Here is a 21,477-nt window from a genome sequence, read left to right on the forward strand (position 1 = left end):
CGCGACCCTGCAGGCACAGGGAGCGGATATTCAGGGCGAGCCAGGGCTTGGATATGTCTTGCGGCCGGGCTTTACACTGCCGCCGCTGATGTTTTCGGCCGATGAAATCGAAGCCATAGTGCTCGGCTCGCGCTGGGTAGCGACGCGGGCGGATGACAGCCGGCTCAGCGACTCGGCGCGGCAGGCAATGAGCAAGATACTCGCGGTGCTGCCGGCAGACCTGCGTGAGCGCGCAGAGGCGACAAACCTTCTTGTAGCGCGGATCGGGCTCGAGCCGGCGCAGGTGGACGCCGGGCAAATTCGACTGGCGATCCGCAACGAGCGCAAACTCGGCATTCGTTATGGCAATACGGACGGCGAGGCCACCGAGCGGGTCATCTGGCCATTCATGATCGGCTTTTTCGAAAAGGTCCGCGTCGTTACGGCTTGGTGCGAGATGCGTAGCGATTTTCGCAGTTTTCGTGTCGATCGGATTACCCGGCTAACGGTGCTCGACGAGCGCTATCCGCGACGGCGCGCCGTCATGCTCAAGGAGTGGCGGGAGCGCGAGGGCATTCCGCCGCCGTGAGCCACTGCCGGAAACTGGCAGTCCCGACTGCTAGTTGTTCTCCGCCGAAAGGAGAACACCAATGCTTACCCTCAACTACATCCTGCTCGCCGTCTCCAACCCGGCGGCCAGCCACAAATTCTACTCCAACCTGCTCGGCATGGAGCCGGTCGAGAGCTCGCCGACCTTTGTGCTCTATGTCCTGCCCAATGGCATAAAGCTGGGCCTCTGGATCAAGGACGAAATGGAGCCGCGCCCACTGCCCGCAGGCGGCGTCGAAGTGACGTTCAGTGAAGACAATGATGATGCCGTCCGGGCGACCTACGCGCAGTGGCAGGGCAAGGCAAAGGTCTTGCAGGAGCCTGTGGCCATGGATTTTGGCTTTACCTTCGTGGTGGAAGACCCCGATGGCCACCGAATCCGCGTTTTCGCGAGAGCAGCCGATCCACGCTAAGCGCGTCGGCCTGAAAGCGGCCTTGGCCGCTTTCGCTATTTCCGCCAGTAGCGGTAGACGATGTCACCCTCGTCCTGCAGCAGGGCCTTGTCGTCCCGAGTGCCGCCGAGGCGAGCAGAGACGGCCATCGAACGGTGGTTTTCGGGATCGAAGTAGCTGACAAGGGTCGGCAGTTTCAGCGTGTCGCGTGCCCAATCGCGCATGGCCGTGGCGGCTTCGGTGGCATAGCCGTTGCCTTCGAAGCCCTCGTAGAGCAGCCAACCCAGTTCCTTCTCCGGAAAGAGCGGGCCGTGATTGATGCCGATCTGGCCGACGCATTCACCGGTATCTCGAACATCGATCATCAAGGCGCCGTGGCCATAAAGAATCCAGAGGGCGAGGTCGTGACAGAACATGCCCCAGGCGGCGCGCTGGTCGAAGGGACCGCCCATGAAGACCGAGCGTGGCGATGCCATGATCTTGGCATAAGCGGGGAAATCCTCGACGCGCATGGCGCGGAGGATGAGGCGTTCGGTTTGAAGCGTCGGGATGGTCATGAGCCTGCCGCGAGGAAGGTTTTGAGGCGATCGAGGGCGAGGTCAACCGTGTTGCGCGTACCGGCATAGCTGAAGCGGACGAAGCCGTGGCCGTTGACCCGATCGAAATCGACGCCAGGGGTGGCGGCGATGCCTGCATGCTCCAACATCGATTCACAAAAGGCCAGGGAGTCGTTGGAAAACCTAGATATTCCCGCATAAGCGTAAAAGGCCCCGTCCGCGGCGGAGGCGAGGTCGAAGCCCAGTTCCTGAAGCCCGTTGGTGATGGCGGCACGATTGGCCGCATAACTGGCCTTCTGTTCCTCGGAATAGTCGCGCTCATTGAGCGCCGCGGTGGCGGCGATCTGGCTGAGGGTCGGGGCCGAGATGAAGAGGTTTTGCTGTAGGACTTCGGCGCGGCGGATCAGACCTTCGGGGAGAACCATCCAGCCGATGCGCCAGCCGGTCATGCAGTAATATTTCGAGAAACTGTTGATCACGATGGCGTCGCGCGTCAGCTCGAGCGCGGAGACCGACGGGCCGCGATAGTCGAGGCCGTGGTAGATTTCATCCGAGATCAGGGTGACGCCGAGGCGGCGGCAGGCTTCGACGATATCGGCGAGGCCGGCACGATCAATGGCGGCACCAGTGGGATTGGCGGGGCTGGCAAAGAGCAAGCCTTCGAAAGGCTTTTCGCGGTAAGCGGATTCGATGTCGGCGCCTGTGAGATGCCAATTGTTCGCCGCGGTGACGGGGATTTCGGCATACTCGAAACCGAGGCCGATGAGGGTGTTGATATAGGCGGGATAGCCCGGGCGCGTGATGGCGATGCGGGCGCCGGGGCGGAAGGCGGTGTGAAAGGCGAGGATGAAGCCCGCCGACGAACCCATTGTGGCCAGAATCATTTCCGGGTTCACCGAAACCCCGTGCTGCTCGGCATAATAGCGCGCGAGCCCTTCGCGCAGATCGAGGCGGCCTTTGGCGCTGGTATAGCCCTGCGGATCGGGCAAGGCGCGGGCGACGGCTTCAAGGACGCGCGGCGCGGGCGGGTGGCCGGGCTCGCCAAGCTCAAGATGGCAGATGATGCGCCCCTGCCCTTCGAGCACCTTGGAACGGTTGAGAATGTCCATGGCGAGGAACGGCATGAGGCCGTCTGTGGCGAGGGTCATGAGGCGGCTCCTTGTCGTCCGACGGGACTAGCCCTAAGCGCACTCGCGCTCAACAACAATTGAAGCGCGGATTTAGAGTGTGGCAATTGACCGGTGCCAGATTTGCCGGAGGTCTGATAGAAGGCCTTGCAAAGAATCTATGGGGAGCGCCCTTTCCAATGAACCGTCTGTCTGTCGTGCTAGCCGCCGTTGCGGGAATTCTGGGCGGAGCACTGGGCTATTCCCAGTTCAACCAACCAGTACCGGAGACGGATACCGCGGCAGTGCGGGCCATTGTGGAAGGCATGCTGAGCGAGCGGGAAGCCGCCGCCAGCGCCGTGCCCAAGGCCGTTGCCGAGATCGACCCGGCCGTACTCAACCCGATGATCGAAAGCTACCTGATGAGCGACCCCAAGCTGCTGCAGCGGCTTTCGGTGGCGCTTGACGAAACCCTGCGCGTCGAAGAAGGCGCCAAGGCGCAGGTCGCCATCACCCAGATGCACGACAAGATTTTCAACGATCCGGGTCAGGTGGTGCTGGGCAATCCTGAGGGCGACGTGACGCTGGTCGAGTTCTTCGACTACAATTGCGGTTACTGCCGCTCGGCCCTGCCCGATCTCGCCACTCTCCTTGCGGAAGATCCGAACCTTCGCGTGATCCTCAAGGAATTCCCCATTCTCTCCAATGAATCGATCGATGCGGCACGCGTCGGCGTGCTCGTTGGCCAGGCTGATGTCGACTATTGGACCTTCCACGAAGCGCTGTTCTCGAGCCGCGGCAAGGTGGACAAGGCTGCGGCGCTGCAGGCTGCCGGCTCGCTGGGCCTGAGCCCGGTGGACCTGGAACTGCAGATGGGCGAGCAGCGCGTCGCCAAGACCATCCAGACCTCCTACGAGATTGCCCAGGCCCTCGGGATCAGCGGCACGCCGACCTATATCATCGGCAACGAGATCATCCCCGGCGCCATCGGCGTCGATGACCTGCGCGCCCGCATCGCCAATATGCGCGCCTGTGGCGAAACGACTTGTAGCTAAGCACTTTTTGTGTGGCCGTCGGGGAGCAAACGCTTCCGGCAGCCTGAATCTCGCCAGAGTCTTTGATTAGAGCCCCGAAAGCACCGTCGAGGCTCGCCTTTTCGGTGCAATTCGTGTAACCGGCCTTGCACCTCCGGAAAGAGCCGGTGCACAACGAAAAGACTATGGCAAAGCACGTTCTCGTCCTCAACGGCCCGAACCTCAACATGCTCGGCAAGCGCGAGCCCGGTATCTACGGCGCGCAGACCCTGGCCGATGTGGAGGCCCTTTGTCGGGCCGCTGCGGACGACTTTGGGCTTTCCATTGATTTCCGCCAATCCAACTACGAAGGCGAACTGGTCACCTGGATCCAGGAAACGCTCGGCACGGCCGACGGCATCCTGATCAATCCCGGCGCCTACTCGCACACTTCGGTGGCAATCTACGACGCGCTCAAGGCCGTCGCCTTGCCGGTGGCGGAAGTCCACATCAGCAATATTCATCAGCGCGAGGCGTTCCGGCACCATTCCTATGTGTCGGCCGTCGCCTTCGGCGTCATTTGCGGCTTTGGCACGCTGGGGTATAGACTCGCCCTGGAAGCCATGGCCCAAAAACTCGCATAACGCTTCGACTGGAAGCCGGGAGACCGACAAGAATGACCAAGTCATCGCAGGTGGATCAGGACCTGATCCGCGCCATCGCAGAACTGCTCAACAAGGAAAACCTCGCCGAGATCGAGATCGAGCAGGAGGATCTCCGGGTCCGCGTCACCCGCTCCTATCCGGTTGAAGCTCCGGCCTACGCCCCTGCCCCGCAGTATTACGCGCCGCCCGCTGCCCCGGCAGCTCCGGCCGCCCCTGCATCCGTGGTTGGAGCTGCTGCGCCCGCCACCAAGGAAGACCTGGCTTCCAACCCCGGCACGCTGACCTCGCCGATGGTGGGCACCGCCTACCGTTCGCCCGAACCCGGCAAGCCGGCTTTCGTCGATGTCGGCACCAAGGTTTCCGAAGGCCAGACGGTTCTGATCATCGAAGCGATGAAGACCATGAACCAGATTCCGGCGCACCGCTCGGGCACCGTTACCCGCATTCTCGTGGATGACGCCCAGCCGGTCGAATATGGCGAGCCGCTCGTCGTCATCGAGTAAGGGGGACTTTCGATGTTCCAGAAGGTCCTGATCGCCAATCGCGGCGAAATCGCCCTGCGCATCCTGCGCGCCTGCAAGGAACTGGGTATCCAGACCGTTGCGGTGCACTCGACGGCCGACGCCAATGCCATGCATGTGCGCCTTGCCGACGAAAGCGTCTGCATTGGCCCCAACGCGGCCAAGGACAGCTATCTCAATATCCCGTCGATCCTCGCGGCCTGCGAGATCACCGGTGCCGATGCTGTGCATCCGGGCTATGGCTTCCTCTCGGAAAACGCCCGTTTCGCCAAGATTCTTGGCGAGCACAATGTGACCTTCATCGGTCCTTCGGCGCACCATATCGAAATCATGGGTGACAAGATCACCGCCAAGAAGACGGCGGTTGAGCTGGGCATTCCCGTGGTTCCCGGTTCCGCCGGTGCGGTCGAAACCGAAGCCGACGCGCTCAAGACCGCCAAGGACATTGGCTACCCCGTGCTGATCAAGGCAACCGCCGGTGGCGGTGGTCGCGGCATGAAGGTCGCGCAGAGCGAGAAGGACGTGCTGATCGCCTGGTCTACGGCGCGTTCGGAAGCCAAGGCCGCTTTTGGCAACGATTCCGTCTACATGGAAAAGTACCTCGGCAAGCCGCGCCACATCGAAGTGCAGGTGCTCGGCGATGGCCAGGGCAATGCCGTGCATCTCGGCGTGCGCGACTGCTCGCTGCAGCGTCGTCACCAGAAGGTCTGGGAAGAGGCCGGTGGTCCAACCATCAGTCCGGAAGAGCGCGACAATATCGGCGAAATCTGTGCCGCGGCCATGCGCAAGCTGAAGTATTCCGGCGCGGGTACGATCGAGTTCCTCTACGAGAACGGCGAGTTCTATTTCATCGAAATGAACACCCGTCTGCAGGTGGAGCACCCGGTTACCGAGCGCATCACCGGCATCGACATCGTCTATGAGCAGATCCGCGTCGCTTCGGGCGAAGCCCTGTCGATGACGCAGGACAAGGTGCAGTTCTATGGCCATGCCATTGAAGTGCGCATCAATGCCGAAGATCCGCAGACCTTTGCGCCGTCGCCGGGCACGATCACCTTCTATCACCCGGCTGGTGGTGTTGGTGTGCGCGTCGATTCCGCGGTCTACCAGGGCTACAAGATCCCGCCCTATTATGACTCGCTGATCGGCAAGCTCATCGTTTACGGCCGTACGCGCGAAGAATGCCTCAAGCGCCTGAGCCGTGCGATCGACGAATTCGTGGTGGATGGTGTGAAGACCACCCTCCCCCTGTTCCAGCGGTTGATCAAGCAGCCCGACATCATTGCCGGCAACTACGACATCCACTGGCTCGAAAAGTTCCTGGCCGAGAACAAGGCCTGATAGATCTTTGTTTGTCGCGTTTTCGAACCAGAAAGTGGTATCCACTTTTCTTGAAAACGCTCTCAAAGGGGCGCTCTGCGCCCCTTTTCTTTTTTGCTGACTGAGCATGGCCCGCCCTACCGATCCTTTTGACATCGAGGTGACGCCCGAGCTGATCGTTCGGGCCTATCGCGCCGGCATCTTTCCCATGGCGGAAGACGCTGCCGATGAAGACCTGTTCTGGGTCAGCCCGGAATGGCGCGGAATCATGCCGCTCGATGGCTTTCATGCCTCCAAAAGCCTGCGCAAGGCGATGCGGAAATCGGGCTGGGATATCCGCGTCGATAGCGATTGGGACGGGATCATCGAGGGCTGCGCCACGGTGGGCGAAGATCGTTCGACGACGTGGATCAACGGCACGATCCGGGCGGTTTATGGCGAGCTTTTTCGGCGTGGCGTGGCGCATACCGTGGAAGTGTGGGACGGGAAGGATCTCGTCGGCGGGCTCTATGGACTGGCCATTGGCGGGGCCTTCTTCGGGGAATCCATGTTTCACCGGCGGACCGATGCCAGCAAAATGGCCATGGCGCATCTGGTGGATCGCCTGAGGGCTGGTGGGTTTCAACTGCTCGATACGCAATTTGTCACCCCGCACCTGGCCTCGCTTGGCGGCATCGAGATCGCGCGGGCCGACTATGAAGACCGGCTGGCGCAGGCGCTGGCCCTCAAGGGTGACTGGGAGGCCTGGAATGGACCCGCGTGAACGGCTGCCGCTGCAACTCAAGCCGCTGGCGACGCGCGACTGGGAGCCGATGACCATCGGGGAATCCAGCGCTTCGGTTTGGCGCATCGCAATGGGCGAGAGCGCGCTGTTTCTGAAGGCCGAGCCAGCGCATGACCTCAGCGAAATGGCCGATGAGCTGCTGCGGCTCGACTATCTCGCCGAGATGGGTTTCCCAGCGCCGCGCGTGGTCGACCACGTACTCGCCGACGACTTCAACTGGCTTCTCATGACCGCCGTAAAAGGCAGGGATTTGACTCACCTGGGTGATGAACCTCAGGTTTTGATTCAAGTGCTCGCCGATGGACTGAAGCGGCTACATGCGCTCGATCCGGCCAATTGCCCCTTTGATCATTCACTGGAGAGGCGCCTGCGGGACGCCGAAGCCAATGTGCAGGCGGGGATGGTCGACGAGACCGATTTCGACGACGAGCGTGACGGCTGGACGGCGCAGCAGGTGTTCGACTGGCTCATCGCCAATCGCCCGGAAGAGACAAGTCGCGTGGTGACGCATGGCGATGCTTGCCTGCCCAATATTCTCTGCAATGACGGCAGGTTTTCCGGCATCGTCGACTGTGCGCGGGTGGGTGTGTCGGATCGCTGGCAGGACCTGGCGCTGGCCTGCAGAAGCCTGGCGTTCAACGGCGGCCAGGACCATGTGGAGGCCTTCCTTGCCGCCTACGGGGCGGAGTTCGACGAGGAGCGCTTTGCCTACTACTGCGCGCTGGACGACCTCTTCTAGTCCTTCAGCTTGAAAGCCAGCGTCGTCACCCAATCGTCCATGTTCGGAACCTCGTCGGGGTCGGATTCGTAGATTTCGAGCCTGCAGGCAAAGTGGTCGCCGTCGGGCTTTTCAACAACATCGAACTTTTGCTGCCTCAGGTTTGCCCAGCCGATCAGCATGCCGGTGACGGTGATCAGCTTGTCGGGGTGGCCGGTCCAACTGAGACCGAGAAAATTGCCGGCGGGCAGCGTGCCGTTCCTCACCTTGCCCTCTTCCGGGCCGAGGGCTTCGACGGCAATGCCGGCTTCGACATCGAGCGTGTCTGCCATGTCGATGCGGCGGTAGTTGTAGAAGGGGGCGCCTACCGGCTTGAGGCCGTGCTTGCCGAGATGGGCGAAAAGCAGCGGAAAACCTTCGCGCGCTGGCTTCTGCATCTGCCGCATGGTCAAGGTAAAGGGCACGTAGACATAAGGCTGAGTCTTGCGCTTTTCGGTCTTGGGCAGGGTCAACATTGGCTATCCTCCTCTTATCGTTCAATCGACCTGCGCGCCGCCTGTGGTATTGGCGAGGGTCGCGGTCATGCTTGAGGCCAGATCACTGGCAAGCAGCACGGCGGCGTCGGCAACCTGGGCCAGCGAGGCAATGCGGCGCAGCGGCGTGTCCCGTGCGACTTCGCGGTGCATTTCTTCGAAGGTAATGCCCTTTTCCCGGGCGTGGATCAGCCAGGCCTCACGGACGCCGGGCGCGTCGGGTGAGCCCGGAGAGCGAACCCAGCAGCAGCGAACGCCTTTCGGACCATTCTCGGCGGCCAGGTGGCGCAGGAAATGCTCAACCGCCGCGCAGGCGATGCCGAAGCCGCCCATTTCCGTGTAAGCCTCACGCGCGGCATTGGCCGTGATGCCGAGGATGACGCCACCGCCATGATACCCCATGTGCTGGGCCATGACGCCGCCGACGTTGAACCAGGATTTCAGGCCCCGTTCGACGGGCATGATGAAGCGGTCATAGTGGAGATCAGTTATGGGCGTGCCCTGCGCATCGCCCCAATCTATGGCGCTAAAAACCACTTTCACTGGCCCGCTCACCGCATTGACCGAGCGAAGATGCGCCTCGACGGAAGCCCGGTCCAGTGCATCGGCAGTGCCGACATGCACTTTGCCGCCAGTGGTGCGGATTTCGTCGGCTACCGCTTCGAGCCGCTCGCGGCCGCGTGCCACCAAATGCACCTCCGCGCCCTCGCGCGCAAAGGCCCTGGCCACCGCTCCACCGACGGCGCCGCTGCCGCCGTAGACGACGGCGACCTTATCCCTGAGCAACATGATCCCCTCCCCGCATTGCGAGCGGACATGGCCGCTCCATTGCCACGACGGATGGGAGGTGGGGATTTAGACGCGGTCCGCGAAATTATCGCTGGGTCGGTGACGGCACGTTGGTGCTGTTTTTGCACTCGATCAGCCAAACATCATAGACGGGGTGATCGACAGCGCTGAGCGCCGGGCTGTCGGCGAACATCCAGCCGGTGAAGATGCGCTTGGCAGTGCCGTCCAGCGAGCGCTGATCAACCTCGAGAAACACCGAGGTGCGCTGCAGCGTGTCATTGGAGGGACGATCGTAGCAGGCGCGTGGCGTGATCTCGAGCGCACCGAAGAGCACTGTTTCGTCGATATAGACGTCGAAGCGGGTAATGCGGCCGGTAATCTTGTCTAGCCCGGCGAGGGTCGCGACAGGATGGGCCACCGGCTGCGCATTGGCAGGAACGGCAGCAAGCGCCAGCCCTGCAAAGGCCAGCGCAGCAAGAATGCGGAGAAGGAAGCGCAGAGGCATGGGCCCTTATTCGGGCGACCAGGCCTGATAGTCGCCCGTGACGCGCGGGCGTTCGCCCTTGTTGAGCAAGCTGCCGTCGGGACGATAGGCTTCTGCGGTGCCGGTGAGATTGGCCTGATGCGGCTTTTCCCAGGCGCGCGGCTTGTAGTTCGCGTCGGTCGGAACGACGTCGGTGCGGTGGTGCATCCAGCCGTGCCAGCCGGGCGGAATAGCCGATGCGTCTGCGTAACCGGCATAGGTCACGTAGCGGCGATCAGCCTTCTTGTCCTGGTAGTAGCGGTTGCCGAATTCATCGGAGCCGACATAGTTGCCGAAACGCTTGATCCAGAGACGCGTTCCCCAAGTCTGGCCACGCCACCAGGCGAAGATTTCGGTGAGGAACTGCTTGAGATCAGACTGGGCCACGGGACGATTCCGCTCATCGGGTATGATTTGTCTGGCGGTTTATCATGCTCGCCGCGAGGAGCCTAGACCAAAGCTCGGTAAATTGGCCGCATCTTGTCGCAAGTTTCCGGCAATGGGCCGTTTCACCCGGACGGCGTGGATCGCCTCGCTCGATCGGGCACCTATTTACCGTCACAGGGGAGGGCTAACTTCGCGATATCGGCTAGCGAGAGGAGACAGCTATGACCGTACGTCTCAATCCCTATATCAATCTTCGCAGTTCTGCCCGAGAAGCCCTCGCCTTCTATCACACCGTCTTCGGGGGCGACCTCAACATGTCGACTTATGCAGAGGGCGGCATGCCGCATGATCCGGCAGAGGCCAACAAGATCATGCACGGGCAACTCGACGCGCCCAATGGCATGGCGCTGATGGTGTCGGATGCGCCCGCCAGCATGCCTACCCCTGAGGGCAGCAATATTTCGGTTTCGCTGAGTGGCGACGACGAAGCCGCGTTGCGCGGCTATTGGAATGGCCTTCTCGCCGGCGGCCAACCGGTGATGCCGCTTGAAAAGGCGCCTTGGGGCGACACGTTCGGCATGCTGGTCGACAAGTACGGCGTGAGCTGGATGGTCAACATCGCCGGCCGGCGCGGCTGATCGCGCGTACCTGGCGGGCCGTTTGGCCCGCCGCCCTCTTCACATTTGTGGCGACGGCAGAACCCTCGCTCCACAAGAGCGTTGTCCCGTCATCTACAACCATGGGAGGCGGAGATGGCGCAGATGCATCACCGCGGCGCACTGGTGCCGCAAGAGACCAATTTCGACAATGCCGATCCAGCAGGGATCGCGCAGCCCTACAGCCAGAGCGAGATCGAAGACCTGCTCTATGGCGATGATCGTCCCGTAGAGGAGCGCCTGGCGCGGCTACGCGAAATGCGCGACGAGGCGGCGATCCGCGAAAGCGGCGACTGGGGCGATGAGGACCCGGCCGCGATGCTCGAAGAGATCGACCGGGCGATCGAGGAACTGGCGGGCGACCGCGAGATCAGCGATGAAAATTTCGGTCTTGAGGACGTCATGGTGGACGATCCTGCCAACCACTCACATGCCCTGTCGCCCGACGACGTCGACGCGCTGCGCGAACTCTCCGGCGAAGGCATCGACGATGAGGAAGATGTCTTTTACGAAGAGGACGAAGAGGGCCCAGCGGATGACGACCACTGGGCCGGCAGCGAAGAGTTTCGCCGGGATGTGAACTAGGGCGTTTGCGCGCCGCTCACAGCCAGATAGATCGCGTAGATCGAAGTGGTCGCAGTGATGAAGAGCCGGTTGCCCCTCAGGCCGCCGAAGGTCAGGTTGGCCACGCCCTCAGGCACGTTGATACGCCCTAGCAGGGTCCCGTCGGGGGCGTAGCAATGGACGTGAGGCCCGCCGCTGGTCCAGACATTGCCGTGCACGTCGGTGCGCAGGCCATCGGGAACACCGTCATCGAGACGGCAGAACTCGCGGCCATTGGTGAGGGTCTTACCGTCGAGCACATCGAAAACGCGGATCTGGCGCGGCGCGTCCGCGTTGTGGCTGGCGCCGGAGTCGGCGATGTAGAGCAGCTTCTCGTCTGGAGAGAAAACGAGGCCGTTGGGCTGGAGGAAGTCGGTTACGACGGCCGAGAGATTGCCGGTCTCTGGATCGAGGCGATAGACGTTGCGCGTCGCCTGCTCGGGCGTGGCCTTGAAACCCTCATAGTCCGTGAGAATGCCGTAGGTGGGGTCGGTGAACCACACGCTGCCGTTTGAGTGAACCACGACGTCATTGGGCGAATTGAGGCGTTTGCCTTCAAAGCGGTCGGCAAGGACGGTGACGGTACCGTCGTATTCTGTGCGGGTGACACGGCGGAGACCATGCTCGCAGGAAACGAGGCGGCCCTGGCGGTCACGGGTATTGCCATTGGAGAAATTGGAATCGGCACGATAGACCGAGACAGTGCCATCGGGCTGATAGCGCATCATCCGGTGGTTGGGGATGTCGCTCCAGAGCAGATAATCGCCATCCTTGAACCAGACGGGACCCTCGGCCCAACGGCAGCCAGCGTATAGGCGCTCGAGTTCGGCGCTGCCGATGATGAGATCACGATAACGTGCGTCGATGATTTCGTGGACTTCGTCCGGCACTTCTTTCTCCTCCCGCGGCAGGAATTGTGAGCCCCGCCAAGACCCTGCCGCAAATGTGGCGGACAAGGTTGAAGCGACCATAGTTGGGAGGGTTACGCGCGGCAATGCTGCCGCTTGCGGATTAACCTCGCAGCAGGCTCGCCGTGAGATTTTGGCGGCAATTGGCCCCACGAGCCCAAAAAGGATTTCAATGAAACTCTCGTACCTTCGCCTCGCCGCCCTCGGCCTTGCCGTTTCGGCCACCGTAGCCATTGCCGGCTGCTCGATGATGGGTGGTGGCGCCAGCACACCGACCAGCCTTTCGGCCGGTCTGACTGCGCGTATGGACCAGCCCGGCGCACGCCTCGACCGCGCTCAGGCGATCAACCTGGTGAACGCCTACCGCTCAACCCGCGGCATGCAGCCGTTGACCAGCGATGCCGGACTTGATGGTACCGCGCAGGCACTTGCCAACCAATATGCGCAGACCGGCACGACCCCTTCCACGCCGCAGGGCATGAGCGTGATGAAGCTCAGCGCCGGCTATGCCACCTTTGCCGACACCTTCTCGGGCTGGCGCAACAGCGCGGCCGATGCCGCGGGCCTTGCTGCCCAGGGCAACAAGGCCGGTCTCGGCGTCGCCTATAACGCAGCGTCGAGCTACGGCGTCTATTGGGTGCTGGTGATTGCCAACTGAACTGATTGACGCCAGGGGGCTGAAATGCCCCCTGCCCGTGCTCAAGCTCGAAAAGAAGCTGGACGAAATGCCCGGCGGTGGCACCATTACCGTGCTCGCCACCGACGAAATGGCGGCGATCGATATTCCGCTTTACTGCCGCCAGCGCGGCCATGCCTGCACTGTCAGCACCGAAGACGGCGTGCTGCGGTTTGAGATCGTGGCGGGGTAGCCGGCACCAATCCCCTTTTACACGACGTCATCCCCGCGAAAGCGGGGATTTTCGTTTTGGGCAGAAGCTACCTGAAAACCGGACGCGGGCGGGGATAGGGAATTCCGGGGTTGGCCGCGAGATCGAGGCCTGGGCGCAGGGCGGCTTCTGGTGCCGTGTTCACGGCAACATCCTGAACCGGGAACTGCGAAACATGTGCGGGGCGCGGACGCGGCAGGACGATGCCAGCGCGTACGCGGCCTAGGTCAGTGGCAACGTGTTCGAGAGCGGCGACAGTGTCGTTGAGATAACTTGGCTGGTTTTTCAGGCCCATCGGGAAAGCGGCTTCCTGCGCTTTCACATAGGTCGCAGCTTCCTTGCCGCAGATATTGGGGCGCATGTCGACAGGAGCCACGCCAACGGCGTTGGACAGCGTGAGAACGGTCTGCCCGGTGGGCGTGGCGGAACCGGAGAGGCCCTTGAGGAGAAGCTCGGCGGCGCGTTCATTGCGATCGCGGCCCGATGAACCACCCAGCACCACCGCCATCAGCCGGCGACCATTGCGATCGACGTCGGCAACGACATTCAGGCCCGAGGCACAGACATAGCCGGTCTTCATGCCGATCGAGCCGGCAAAGCTCTTGAGCAGCTCATTCTGCGATTCTAGCTTCATGCCATTAATGCGGACGACGCTGGTGCGGAACATCTGCATATATTGGGGGAAGCTCTGCTCGATGTAGAGCGAGAGAATGGCGAGGTCGCGGGCGGTCGTTACCTGCCGATCGTCGTGCAGGCCATTGGCGTTGACGAAATTGGTGGCGGTCAGGCCCATGCGACGGGCGACATCGTTCATCTTGGCGACGAAGCTGGCTTCATTGCCCCCGATTGTTTCGGCTATGGCCACAGCCATGTCGTTGGCCGACTTTACGATGAGGATGTAGAGCGCGTCTTCAAGGGACACCGAGGTATCGACCTTGAGGCCCGAACGGCTGGGGGCCTGGCTCAGCGCGTATTTGGAGAGCGTCACCGGGGTCTGCAGCGTCACCGTGCCCTTGGCGATTTCCTCGAAGGCCACATAGGCCGTCATCAGCTTGGTGAGGGAAGCGGGATGCCAGGGCTGGCCGGCATCTTCAGCGTAAAGCACCTGCAAGGTATCGCGATCGACGAGGAGGAGCGGGTTAGCGAATGCCGGCACCAGGCTGGAAAAGCTCAGGACAAGGGCAATGGCAAAACGTCGCAACAACAGCACGGGAATCTCTTAAGCAAGTCTTACGGGGGCGCGGCCACTCTTAGCAGCGTCCTCCTGAAGCCTCAAGAAATGGGGCAAAGTTTGACGGGACCGTGATTGGGCTCCTGACGCAGATTGTCGCGGGCAGGAGAAATTGTGACGCTTGAACAGTTAGGGATCACGCCATGACCACCTTCGTCACCATTCTCACGCCCGGCTATGCCGATTGGGAAACCGCCCTGCTCAACGCTGCGGCGCGCACCTATTATGGGATCAACACGCTTTTCGCGACGCCGGACGGGGAGGAAGTGACCTCCTCTGGCGGGCTGAAGGTTACGCCGCATATGTCAGTGGCAGACATCAATGTCGATGAGATCGATGCGCTGCTGGTCAATGGCGGCACCATCTGGAGCACGCCCTGCGCGCCTGACATTGCCGAGGTGTTGCGCAAGGCACACGCTGCCGGCAAGACCGTAGGCGGAATTTGCGACGGCACGCTGGCACTGGCGCGGGCAGGATTGCTCGACGAGGTGCCTCATACTTCCAATGGGCCCGAGAGCCTGCCCGACACGGGCTATAAGGGCGTGGAGCACTATCGCGACCAGCCGCAGGCGGTGCTCTCAGGCAAGATCGTCACGGCACCGGGCACCGCGCCGGTCAGTTTCATGGGCGCGGTGTTTGAATCGCTCGGGATGCGCAATGGCGATCTCGATTTCTATCTCGGGCTTTACGGGGCCGAGCATCAGAAGGCTTAGGTTTTCAGCGAGATGGATTGCCGGGACAGGCCCGGCAATGATGATGAGGTGGGCGCCGTCTCATCCTTTCTCGACGGGCAGCATCAGGATCGCGTTGCGCTTGATGGTAGCCGTCTGCGGCAGGTCGCCTGAGGACTGGCGGACTTCACGCCGCCGAAATGGGCCTAGCGTGGGCTTACTGGCGCCTTGCGCAAGCGCCCCCAGAGGACGAAGAGCGATAGCGCCAGCAGCACAAGATTGACCGGCAGAACCTGGAATTCGCCGCGCATTGTATGAAGGCCGATGGCGAGAACCTGAATAGTCGAAAAGCCAAGCGCGGCGAGCGGCGTCAGGACTGGCGCGATGCGCGTTGCGGCCGGAAGGATGATGCCGATGGCGCCCAACACTTCCATGGTGCCGATAAAGCGGGTGAGCATTTCTGGATAGTCGCCGGCATAGGTCATGCCGGAGGCGACCAGCGCGTCGATGGGCTGGGCGAGCTTCATGAAGCCCGCCATCACATAAACCGCGGCAAGGACGACCTGGGCCGCCCACAGCCCGATATTCCATTTGTTCATAGCCCATCTCCCCCTGGTGACGACGTGCCACACTAGTCACAACTAGTAACTGTGTTTATATTTGTGCCCAAGTAACCGTAGCAAGGAGGCACAGCCATGTCACTGACCGATACATCCAAGCATTCTAACTGCTCTGCGATGTCCGATGTGCTGAGCCGCATTGGCGACAAGTGGAGCGTGATGGTTGTCGGCATGTTGAGCCGCAACGGCACGCTGCGTTTCAACGAACTCAAGCGCATGATCAACGGCGTTTCGCAGCGCATGCTGACCCTGACGCTGCGGAATCTCGAGCGCGATGGGCTGGTGAGCCGCACGATCTATCCCGAGGTGCCACCGCGGGTGGAATATAGCCTAACCGAAATGGGCAAGACCCTGCAGGAGCCCATCAACGCTCTCTGGGATTGGACGGCCGAGAACCACCATTCCATCATCGACGCGCGCGACATCTACGATCAGCGGCAGAATGCGGTCGAGGCTGCTGAGCCGCGCAAGATTGCTTATGCTCGCGGGCAGTAGGTAGCTAGTTCGCTTCCCGAACATCACCAACCGTCGTCATTGCCGGGCCTGTCCCGGCAATGCATTTGGCATGCGCGGGTGGGGACAAACTCTTGCCCTACCCTTTTCTCGAACTGAAAATCAGCTCTCTGACGGCGCCATGTGAACGAAGCGATTGGCGTCGGTTTCCCGCTTGCCTGCTTCCAGCACTTCACGGCGCGCTTCGGCCCGACGGCTGAAGGGCAGGTTCAGCGCGGCGACCAGCGAGCGATATTCCTGCCGCGCGCTGGTGTGGGACATGGACGGCACGCCGCCGAGCAGTTCGTCATCCAAGGGATCGAACACCGTCATGCCGGTGGGGAAAAGCGAGCGGAAGATTACGCGCTCCGCGATGCCGTCGGAAACGCGGCAGCCGAGGCGCATGGCGATGCGCTCGAGCATAGTCTGCACCTGCCGCATGTTTCGCGACGAGAGCATGGAAATGCGGTTGCGGACCAGCACCCAGTCGATGGTGCGACCATCAACGGCAAGGCGCTCGGAGCGGGCGCGCTGCACGAGGCGCGCATAGTGGCTGAGTTCGCGTGGTTCGCCGGTCACCGGATCGACATGGGCCATGACGTTGAGGTCGATGAGACTGTCGTTGACCGGTGTCACCAGCGTATCGGCCAATGAGTGCGCCAGGCGCGTCAGATTGGTGTCAAAGCCTGGCGTATCGATGACGATGAACTCGGCGCTCTGCTCCACCTCGGCAATGGCCTGGCGGAAGAGGTCGAATTCGACCCGGTTGTTCTCCTTGAGGGAGTCGCCCCGCGCCAGCGGCAGGTGGAAATGGGTCGTGTGCGGCAGGCTGAGGCCCCGCTGACGGGCCCAGTCGCGCCGATTGCGCACATAGTGGGTCAGAGTCTGCTGACGACTGTCGACGTCGATAGAAGCGACCTTGTAGCCTTGGTAGAGCAGATAGATGGCCAGATGGAAGGCCGTGGTCGATTTACCCGACCCGCCCTTCTCATTGCCTACGACGATGACGTGCGCCGCCTGCCGAACCATTACGCCCCCAAATCACTTCTCGGAGTCTCAGTCTTCCAAGCCTTATGCACAAGTGGGGCGAAGATTAACAATCCGTAAACAGTTAATGCAGCGCGATTGCGGGTTTACAACAGTCCGAGTCGGGCCAGCTCCGCGGCGATCTCGACCGAGTTTTCCGCGTCATTTGCGGCGATATCGGGCGGTGCGTCCTTGGGGTCTAGATAGCGCCAGCCCTGGAAGGGGCGCTTGGGGTACGGAATCGTACGGATCAGGTCCGGCGCCATGATGATGTCGCAGTAATCCTTGCCCTCGGCATCCGTATAGGACGCGAGGCGCAGAATCGGCTGGCGGCAGACGATGGCTCCCGCGATGACCCAGTAAATCGAAGCCTTGCCTTCCATTTCGGCGGCGCGCTTGGGCATCATGCGGGTGCGATGGACGTGGACATCCTCGCCGTAATCGGCACCCCACCAGTGAGCGCGTTCGTTACGGTAGCTTTCCAGCTCTTCGAAGCTGGAAATGCCGACGCAGAGTTTGACCATGTGAATCATACGATCGTTCCGGGCGCGACCCGTCCCTGAATAACGTCGATCTCGTCGTCGTCGACGACCCATGGCTCGCGCAGGGCCTGGGTAAGCCAATTCTGGAAGGCTGGAAGGCCGTAGATGGCTTCGATATAGGCGGAGGCCGTGTCGGATGTCGGCAGGGCATAGGTACGGATGCGCGTCGCGACCGGCGCGAACATGGCATCGGCGGCGGTAAATTCGCCAAAGAGGAACGGCCCGCCCGAGCGCGCGAGGAATTCACCCCAGAGCTGTTCGATGCGGTGCAGGTCAGCGCGTACTGCGTCGAGATCGACTTTTCCGGGATGGGACGCGCGCAAATTCATCGGCGCAGCGCCGCGCAGAGCCGTGAACCCGGCATGCATCTCGGAGGCGGCAGAGCGCGCCAAGGCACGGTCGCGCCTGTCGGCCGGCCAAATCTGCTTTTCGGGGTATTTGTCCGCGAGGTATTCGATGATCGCCAGGGTTTCGTGGACGACGATGTCGTCGTCGATCAGCACCGGCACCTTGCCGGTCGGCGAGCGCGCCGCGAGGGCTTCGCGCCAACCTTCACCGGAAAGCATCAGGACTTCATCTTCAAACGGCAGATCGAAGTGGCGCAGCACCAGCCAGGGACGCAGCGACCAGGACGAATAGTTGCGGTTTCCGATCAGCAGTTTCATGCGAAAAACCTTACTGCAAAAGAAAGGGCGCCCTGTGGCAGGGGCGCCCTTCCCTAAATCTTTTCGGTGCGGAACTCCAGCTTATGGAGCGTTCGTGAGCCCCGTTCAGAGCCCAGCGACCACCGAGATAACAAGCCCCATGGAAAGTAGGGCTACGACGGCCCAGCTAATCGAATGCCAGGCTAGGGTCTTCGGTTGACTGCGCATATGTCGCTCCTTGTCAGCCGTCCATGCCGACCCGCGCTGACGTCATCAGGAGGTCGGTCAGCAAGCGTTAACCGTGTCACGTAACCTTTGCAAGTGACCCATGTGCAACACTGCACAGCCGCTAGTCGGCCACTAAAAGAGCCCGAACCAGAGCCCTGCGATCCCCAAAAACGCGAAGAATCCAACGATATCGGTGACAGTCGTGACGAAGACCGCGGAGGAAATTGCAGGGTCGGCCTTGAAGCGATCGAGGGTCAGCGGAATTAATATTCCTGCAGTGCCGGCGACGACAAGGTTGGTGATCATGGCCATGGCAATGACGACGCCGATTTGCGGATTGTTGTAGCGCAGCCAGGTCACGATGCCGATGAGAATGGCGAAGATGACGCCATTGAAGAAGCCAACGACCATTTCGCGGCGAATGAGGCGACGGAGGCGACCGCCTTCCAGCTCGCGCATGGCGATGGCGCGCACGGTAACAGTCATGGTCTGGGCGCCGGCATTGCCGCCCATGGAGGCGACGATGGGCATGAGCACGGCCAATTCGACCATGTGCTCGATAGTGCCGTTGAAAAGGCCGATGACGAGGGATACGAGGACGGCAGTGACGAGGTTGACGGCCAGCCAGGGGGCGCGGCTGCGCACGGTATCGAAGGTGGTGTCGGACACGTCTTCGTCACCCACACCGGCGAGGAGCTTGATGTCCTCATCGGCTTCTTCGGTGATGACGTCGACCATGTCGTCGATGGTGAGCACGCCAACCAGGCGCCCGCTCTCATCGACGACGCCGACTTCGACAAGGTCGTAGCGTTCAAAGGCGCGAGCGGCCTCCTCCTGATCGTCGACCGCATCGACCAGCACCAGATTGGTGCTCATGATCGATTCGATCTTGGTGGCGCGTTGAGCGCGCAGCACGCGATCGAGCGGCACGGTGCCCAGCACCTTGTAGGCGGCGTCGACCACGTAGATCTGGTAGAATTCGTCAGGCAAGTCGCGCTCGGCGCGGAGATAGTCGATCATCTGCCCGACCGTCCAGAACGGCGGAATGGCGATGAACTCGGTCTGCATCCGCCGGCCGGCGGATTTTTCCGGAAAATCGAGGGAGCGCTTGAGGCTCAGGCGCTCGAAGGTCGGCAGCGCCGATAGAACCTCGTTCTGGTCTTCCTCTTCGAGGTCTTCCAGAATGGCCACGGCGTCGTCGCTGTCGAGGCCGGCCACCCCGCGGGCAATTTCGGCGTTGGGGAGGTCCTCCATCAGCTCGATGCGGATGCTCTCGTCGACCTCGGTCAGAGCCGAATAATCGAACCGGTCACCCAGCAGCCGGACGAGCGCCAGGCGCTCGTCATGGTCAAGCAGTTCCAGCACGTCGCCGACGTCGGCGGTGTGCAGGGGCTCCATGACCAGAGCAACGTCTTCCCCACGCTGGGCGGTCAGGAAGGCCCGTAAGCGTTCGAGCCAAAGCGAGCTGATGCGATCGTCCGCATCGCGGAACGCGCTATTGTCCATCTCGGTCTCGGGGCCGAGCTCGGTATCGAAATCGCTGCTCATAGGGAGCCCTTTGCGTGTCCTGGGGGTTTCAGGGGCAAGGCAAGCAGTAGCCAATCAGAGATAAAGACGCCAGACTGCCGATACGAAGTTTTCTTCCAATTTCGCGCCCAGCACGATGATCCTGCGACGCGAGCTACGGATGGAGATGGTCATGCCAAGCCAGGATGCATTTGACCGTGCTTTTGACCGAATCGAGGCCCTCGCAAGGGCCCGGGGCCTTGAGCAGGTATTGCGCTCGACGAGCTATGGGACGCCGGCACTGAAGGTGAAAGATCGCACCTTCGTGCGGCTGCTCGACGAGACAACTATCGTGCTGCACTGTCCCATCGAGCAGAAGGTGCTGCTCATGGAAATTTCGCCAGGCATCTATTTCGAAACCGATCACTATGTCGGCTATGACGCCGTGCTGGTTCGCCTGTCGGCCATCGAAGACGAAGAACTTGGACTGCGCATAGAAGACGCCTGGCGCTTCAAGGCGCCGGAAGGTGACCAGCCCCACGGCAAGAAGGACGAATTGTAGTGCTGACCAATCTGACCTGTGCCTGTGGGCAATGCGCGCTGACGCTGACCGGCGCCCCCTTCATCTCGACGGAGTGCCACTGCAACAGTTGCCGGGAGGCCGGCGGCAAGCTCGCGGCCTTGCCGCTGGCAAGACCGATGCTCGAGCCGGACGGCGGAACGCGATTCGTCCTCTATCGGAAAGATCGCGTCGAAATTGCCAAAGGCCATGAACTGCTGCGCGGCTATCGCCTTAGCACCACCACTCCGACTCGCCGTGTCGTCGCCACCTGTTGCAACAGCCCGGTCTTTCTTGAGTTCAAGGGTGGGCACTGGCTCAGCCTCTATTCAAGCCTATGGCCGGCGGACACGGCCCCTGCCCCGCAGATTCGGACAATGGTGAGCGACAGGGAAGCAGAGACGCAGCTCGAAGGCGCGATTCCCCATGGGCGCATGCAAACGCTGGGCTTTTACGGAAAGCTGCTCGCAGCCTGGATTGCCATGGGCTTCAAGGTTCCCACGATCAAGATCGGCGACGAGGCGGTTATCTGACCGCCAAAAACAAAAAAGCCGCCCGAAGGCAGCTTTTTGTTTCTTCCCCTAGGGGGGAGAATGGTGCGGTCGAGAAGACTCGAACTTCCACGCCTCGCGGCACAGCGACCTCAACGCTGCGCGTCTACCAATTCCGCCACGACCGCACTGTGTGGTAGAAGCTTCTGCGCCGAAGCGCCTGAAGCGAGTGGGGATGTAGCAAAGGACTTGGCGAACCTCAAGCACCTAAATCGAGATTTCTTTCAAGCCTGTGGAGAGATGCAAAAAATCAGCCGTGCTTGTAGACCTTTTCCGTGACGAGCACGCGAAGGTGGCCATCTTCCACATTCACTTCGCCGCGGGCGATAAGCGTATGATTGGCATAGATGGAGAGCGGATCGTTCTCAGTCTGCTCCAATTCGATCACGGCACCGCGGCCCATGCGCAACAGATGGTGGATCGGCATCTTGGTGGCACCGAGTTCGACGGTGATATC

30 protein-coding genes and 1 tRNA gene are annotated in these 21,477 nt (G+C 61.6%); 16 read left to right on the forward strand and 15 right to left on the reverse strand.

The genetic code is table 11. The features are described from left to right. A partial coding sequence (locus J0I64_RS11605; protein WP_291408310.1) for a YafY family protein occupies positions 1 to 568 on the forward strand: 568 nt, incomplete at its 5' end. A gap of 61 nt (positions 569 to 629) precedes the next feature. Further along, on the forward strand, positions 630 to 1,001 hold the full coding sequence (locus J0I64_RS11610; protein WP_291408312.1) for a VOC family protein: 372 nt from the start codon (positions 630 to 632) through the stop codon (positions 999 to 1,001). Between the two features lie 35 nt (positions 1,002 to 1,036). Here J0I64_RS11610 and J0I64_RS11615 read toward each other — a convergent pair whose 3' ends face one another. Continuing rightward, a complete protein-coding gene (locus J0I64_RS11615) occupies positions 1,037 to 1,537 on the reverse strand; it encodes a GNAT family N-acetyltransferase (RefSeq protein WP_291408314.1) in 501 nt (166 codons plus the stop codon). Continuing rightward, positions 1,534 to 2,685, reverse strand: a complete 1,152-nt coding sequence (locus J0I64_RS11620; protein ID WP_291408315.1) for an aminotransferase class I/II-fold pyridoxal phosphate-dependent enzyme — start codon at positions 2,683 to 2,685, stop codon at positions 1,534 to 1,536. Before J0I64_RS11620 ends, J0I64_RS11615 begins: the two co-directional genes overlap by 4 nt. A gap of 158 nt (positions 2,686 to 2,843) precedes the next feature. On the opposite strand from J0I64_RS11620, the gene J0I64_RS11625 reads away from it, so the two are divergent. The 6 genes from J0I64_RS11625 to J0I64_RS11650 all read left to right on the forward strand — a co-directional run bounded on the left by J0I64_RS11625 (position 2,844) and on the right by J0I64_RS11650 (position 7,685). Next, positions 2,844 to 3,698 (forward strand): DsbA family protein, encoded by an 855-nt coding sequence (locus J0I64_RS11625; RefSeq protein WP_291408317.1) that lies wholly within the window; start codon positions 2,844 to 2,846, stop codon positions 3,696 to 3,698. A 164-nt stretch (positions 3,699 to 3,862) separates the two neighbouring features. Next, the gene (gene aroQ / locus J0I64_RS11630) at positions 3,863 to 4,300 is read left to right on the forward strand and encodes a type II 3-dehydroquinate dehydratase (protein WP_291408319.1); all 438 of its coding nucleotides are present in this window, start codon (positions 3,863 to 3,865) and stop codon (positions 4,298 to 4,300) included. A gap of 32 nt (positions 4,301 to 4,332) precedes the next feature. After that, positions 4,333 to 4,824, forward strand: coding sequence for an acetyl-CoA carboxylase biotin carboxyl carrier protein (gene accB, locus J0I64_RS11635; RefSeq protein WP_291408321.1), 492 nt, complete (start codon positions 4,333 to 4,335; stop codon positions 4,822 to 4,824). A gap of 12 nt (positions 4,825 to 4,836) precedes the next feature. Then, entirely contained in the window at positions 4,837 to 6,183 is a 1,347-nt protein-coding gene (accC, locus tag J0I64_RS11640) for an acetyl-CoA carboxylase biotin carboxylase subunit (protein ID WP_291408323.1), read from the forward strand. 106 nt (positions 6,184 to 6,289) lie between these two features. Then, the gene (gene aat, locus J0I64_RS11645; protein ID WP_291408324.1) at positions 6,290 to 6,925 is read left to right on the forward strand and encodes a leucyl/phenylalanyl-tRNA--protein transferase; all 636 of its coding nucleotides are present in this window, start codon (positions 6,290 to 6,292) and stop codon (positions 6,923 to 6,925) included. Continuing rightward, positions 6,912 to 7,685: an APH(3') family aminoglycoside O-phosphotransferase gene (locus J0I64_RS11650; protein WP_291408326.1), complete on the forward strand. Its 774-nt coding sequence runs from the start codon at positions 6,912 to 6,914 to the stop codon at positions 7,683 to 7,685. Before aat ends, J0I64_RS11650 begins: the two co-directional genes overlap by 14 nt. On the opposite strand, the gene J0I64_RS11655 is transcribed toward J0I64_RS11650, so the two are convergent. The 4 genes from J0I64_RS11655 to J0I64_RS11670 form a co-directional block, all read right to left on the reverse strand. Then, complete coding sequence (locus tag J0I64_RS11655; RefSeq protein ID WP_291408328.1) at positions 7,682 to 8,179, reverse strand: GyrI-like domain-containing protein; 498 nt, start codon at positions 8,177 to 8,179, stop codon at positions 7,682 to 7,684. The two genes, J0I64_RS11650 and J0I64_RS11655, sit on opposite strands and share 4 nt — an antisense overlap. Positions 8,180 to 8,200: 21 nt before the next feature. Then, positions 8,201 to 8,986 carry an SDR family oxidoreductase gene (locus J0I64_RS11660; RefSeq protein ID WP_291408331.1) on the reverse strand — a complete coding sequence of 262 codons (786 nt, stop codon included), beginning with the start codon at positions 8,984 to 8,986 and terminating at the stop codon, positions 8,201 to 8,203. A gap of 85 nt (positions 8,987 to 9,071) precedes the next feature. Beyond that, positions 9,072 to 9,491: a DUF2155 domain-containing protein gene (locus J0I64_RS11665; protein WP_291408333.1), complete on the reverse strand. Its 420-nt coding sequence runs from the start codon at positions 9,489 to 9,491 to the stop codon at positions 9,072 to 9,074. 6 nt (positions 9,492 to 9,497) lie between these two features. Next, positions 9,498 to 9,896: an NADH:ubiquinone oxidoreductase subunit NDUFA12 gene (locus tag J0I64_RS11670; RefSeq protein ID WP_291408335.1), complete on the reverse strand. Its 399-nt coding sequence runs from the start codon at positions 9,894 to 9,896 to the stop codon at positions 9,498 to 9,500. Between the two features lie 221 nt (positions 9,897 to 10,117). Here J0I64_RS11670 and J0I64_RS11675 point away from each other — a divergent pair, with 221 nt between their 5' ends. Both J0I64_RS11675 and J0I64_RS11680 read left to right on the forward strand, forming a co-directional pair. Further along, a complete protein-coding gene (locus J0I64_RS11675; protein ID WP_291408338.1) occupies positions 10,118 to 10,534 on the forward strand; it encodes a VOC family protein in 417 nt (138 codons plus the stop codon). A gap of 114 nt (positions 10,535 to 10,648) precedes the next feature. Continuing rightward, positions 10,649 to 11,137, forward strand: a complete 489-nt coding sequence (locus J0I64_RS11680; protein ID WP_291408340.1) for a hypothetical protein — start codon at positions 10,649 to 10,651, stop codon at positions 11,135 to 11,137. Here J0I64_RS11680 and J0I64_RS11685 read toward each other — a convergent pair. Further along, positions 11,134 to 12,045, reverse strand: a complete 912-nt coding sequence (locus J0I64_RS11685) for an SMP-30/gluconolactonase/LRE family protein (protein WP_291408342.1) — start codon at positions 12,043 to 12,045, stop codon at positions 11,134 to 11,136. The two genes, J0I64_RS11680 and J0I64_RS11685, sit on opposite strands and share 4 nt — an antisense overlap. Before the next feature lie 190 nt (positions 12,046 to 12,235). On the opposite strand from J0I64_RS11685, the gene J0I64_RS11690 reads away from it, so the two are divergent. Together J0I64_RS11690 and J0I64_RS11695 are read left to right on the forward strand one after the other, a co-directional pair. After that, the gene (locus J0I64_RS11690) at positions 12,236 to 12,721 is read left to right on the forward strand and encodes a CAP domain-containing protein (protein WP_291408344.1); all 486 of its coding nucleotides are present in this window, start codon (positions 12,236 to 12,238) and stop codon (positions 12,719 to 12,721) included. Next, positions 12,711 to 12,932, forward strand: coding sequence for a sulfurtransferase TusA family protein (locus J0I64_RS11695; RefSeq protein ID WP_291408346.1), 222 nt, complete (start codon positions 12,711 to 12,713; stop codon positions 12,930 to 12,932). The genes J0I64_RS11690 and J0I64_RS11695 overlap by 11 nt, the downstream gene beginning before the upstream one ends. 67 nt (positions 12,933 to 12,999) lie before the next feature. Here J0I64_RS11695 and J0I64_RS11700 read toward each other — a convergent pair whose 3' ends face one another. Beyond that, on the reverse strand, positions 13,000 to 14,160 hold the full coding sequence (locus tag J0I64_RS11700) for a D-alanyl-D-alanine carboxypeptidase family protein (RefSeq protein WP_291408348.1): 1,161 nt from the start codon (positions 14,158 to 14,160) through the stop codon (positions 13,000 to 13,002). A 164-nt stretch (positions 14,161 to 14,324) separates the two neighbouring features. Here J0I64_RS11700 and J0I64_RS11705 point away from each other — a divergent pair, with 164 nt between their 5' ends. After that, on the forward strand, positions 14,325 to 14,894 hold the full coding sequence (locus J0I64_RS11705) for a type 1 glutamine amidotransferase family protein (RefSeq protein ID WP_291408350.1): 570 nt from the start codon (positions 14,325 to 14,327) through the stop codon (positions 14,892 to 14,894). A gap of 164 nt (positions 14,895 to 15,058) precedes the next feature. Here the strand turns inward: J0I64_RS11705 and J0I64_RS11710 are convergent, their stop codons facing one another. Next, the gene (locus J0I64_RS11710) at positions 15,059 to 15,451 is read right to left on the reverse strand and encodes a DoxX family protein (RefSeq protein ID WP_291408352.1); all 393 of its coding nucleotides are present in this window, start codon (positions 15,449 to 15,451) and stop codon (positions 15,059 to 15,061) included. A 96-nt stretch (positions 15,452 to 15,547) separates the two neighbouring features. Here J0I64_RS11710 and J0I64_RS11715 point away from each other — a divergent pair, with 96 nt between their 5' ends. Further along, entirely contained in the window at positions 15,548 to 15,967 is a 420-nt protein-coding gene (locus J0I64_RS11715; protein WP_291408354.1) for a helix-turn-helix domain-containing protein, read from the forward strand. A gap of 120 nt (positions 15,968 to 16,087) precedes the next feature. On the opposite strand, the gene J0I64_RS11720 is transcribed toward J0I64_RS11715, so the two are convergent. The 4 genes from J0I64_RS11720 to mgtE form a co-directional block, all read right to left on the reverse strand. Beyond that, on the reverse strand, positions 16,088 to 16,993 hold the full coding sequence (locus J0I64_RS11720) for a division plane positioning ATPase MipZ (protein WP_291408355.1): 906 nt from the start codon (positions 16,991 to 16,993) through the stop codon (positions 16,088 to 16,090). A gap of 104 nt (positions 16,994 to 17,097) precedes the next feature. Further along, on the reverse strand, positions 17,098 to 17,523 hold the full coding sequence (locus J0I64_RS11725) for a DUF1489 domain-containing protein (protein WP_291408357.1): 426 nt from the start codon (positions 17,521 to 17,523) through the stop codon (positions 17,098 to 17,100). Next, on the reverse strand, positions 17,520 to 18,197 hold the full coding sequence (locus tag J0I64_RS11730; protein WP_291408360.1) for a glutathione S-transferase family protein: 678 nt from the start codon (positions 18,195 to 18,197) through the stop codon (positions 17,520 to 17,522). The genes J0I64_RS11725 and J0I64_RS11730 overlap by 4 nt, the downstream gene beginning before the upstream one ends. 339 nt (positions 18,198 to 18,536) lie before the next feature. Then, positions 18,537 to 19,952, reverse strand: coding sequence for a magnesium transporter (gene mgtE, locus J0I64_RS11735; protein ID WP_291408362.1), 1,416 nt, complete (start codon positions 19,950 to 19,952; stop codon positions 18,537 to 18,539). A gap of 151 nt (positions 19,953 to 20,103) precedes the next feature. On the opposite strand from mgtE, the gene J0I64_RS11740 reads away from it, so the two are divergent. Both J0I64_RS11740 and J0I64_RS11745 read left to right on the forward strand, forming a co-directional pair. After that, positions 20,104 to 20,472 (forward strand): hypothetical protein, encoded by a 369-nt coding sequence (locus J0I64_RS11740; RefSeq protein WP_291408364.1) that lies wholly within the window; start codon positions 20,104 to 20,106, stop codon positions 20,470 to 20,472. Next, positions 20,472 to 21,002: a hypothetical protein gene (locus J0I64_RS11745; protein ID WP_366933738.1), complete on the forward strand. Its 531-nt coding sequence runs from the start codon at positions 20,472 to 20,474 to the stop codon at positions 21,000 to 21,002. Before J0I64_RS11740 ends, J0I64_RS11745 begins: the two co-directional genes overlap by 1 nt. Before the next feature lie 61 nt (positions 21,003 to 21,063). Here J0I64_RS11745 and J0I64_RS11750 read toward each other — a convergent pair. Further along, a tRNA-Leu gene (locus J0I64_RS11750) sits at positions 21,064 to 21,148 on the reverse strand. Positions 21,149 to 21,270: 122 nt separating this feature from the next. After that, positions 21,271 to 21,477: FliM/FliN family flagellar motor switch protein (locus J0I64_RS11755; protein WP_291408366.1), on the reverse strand; the 207-nt coding region annotated here is incomplete at its 5' end.

The organism is Devosia sp., from assembly GCF_017307565.1.
Lineage (GTDB): Bacteria > Pseudomonadota > Alphaproteobacteria > Rhizobiales > Devosiaceae > Devosia.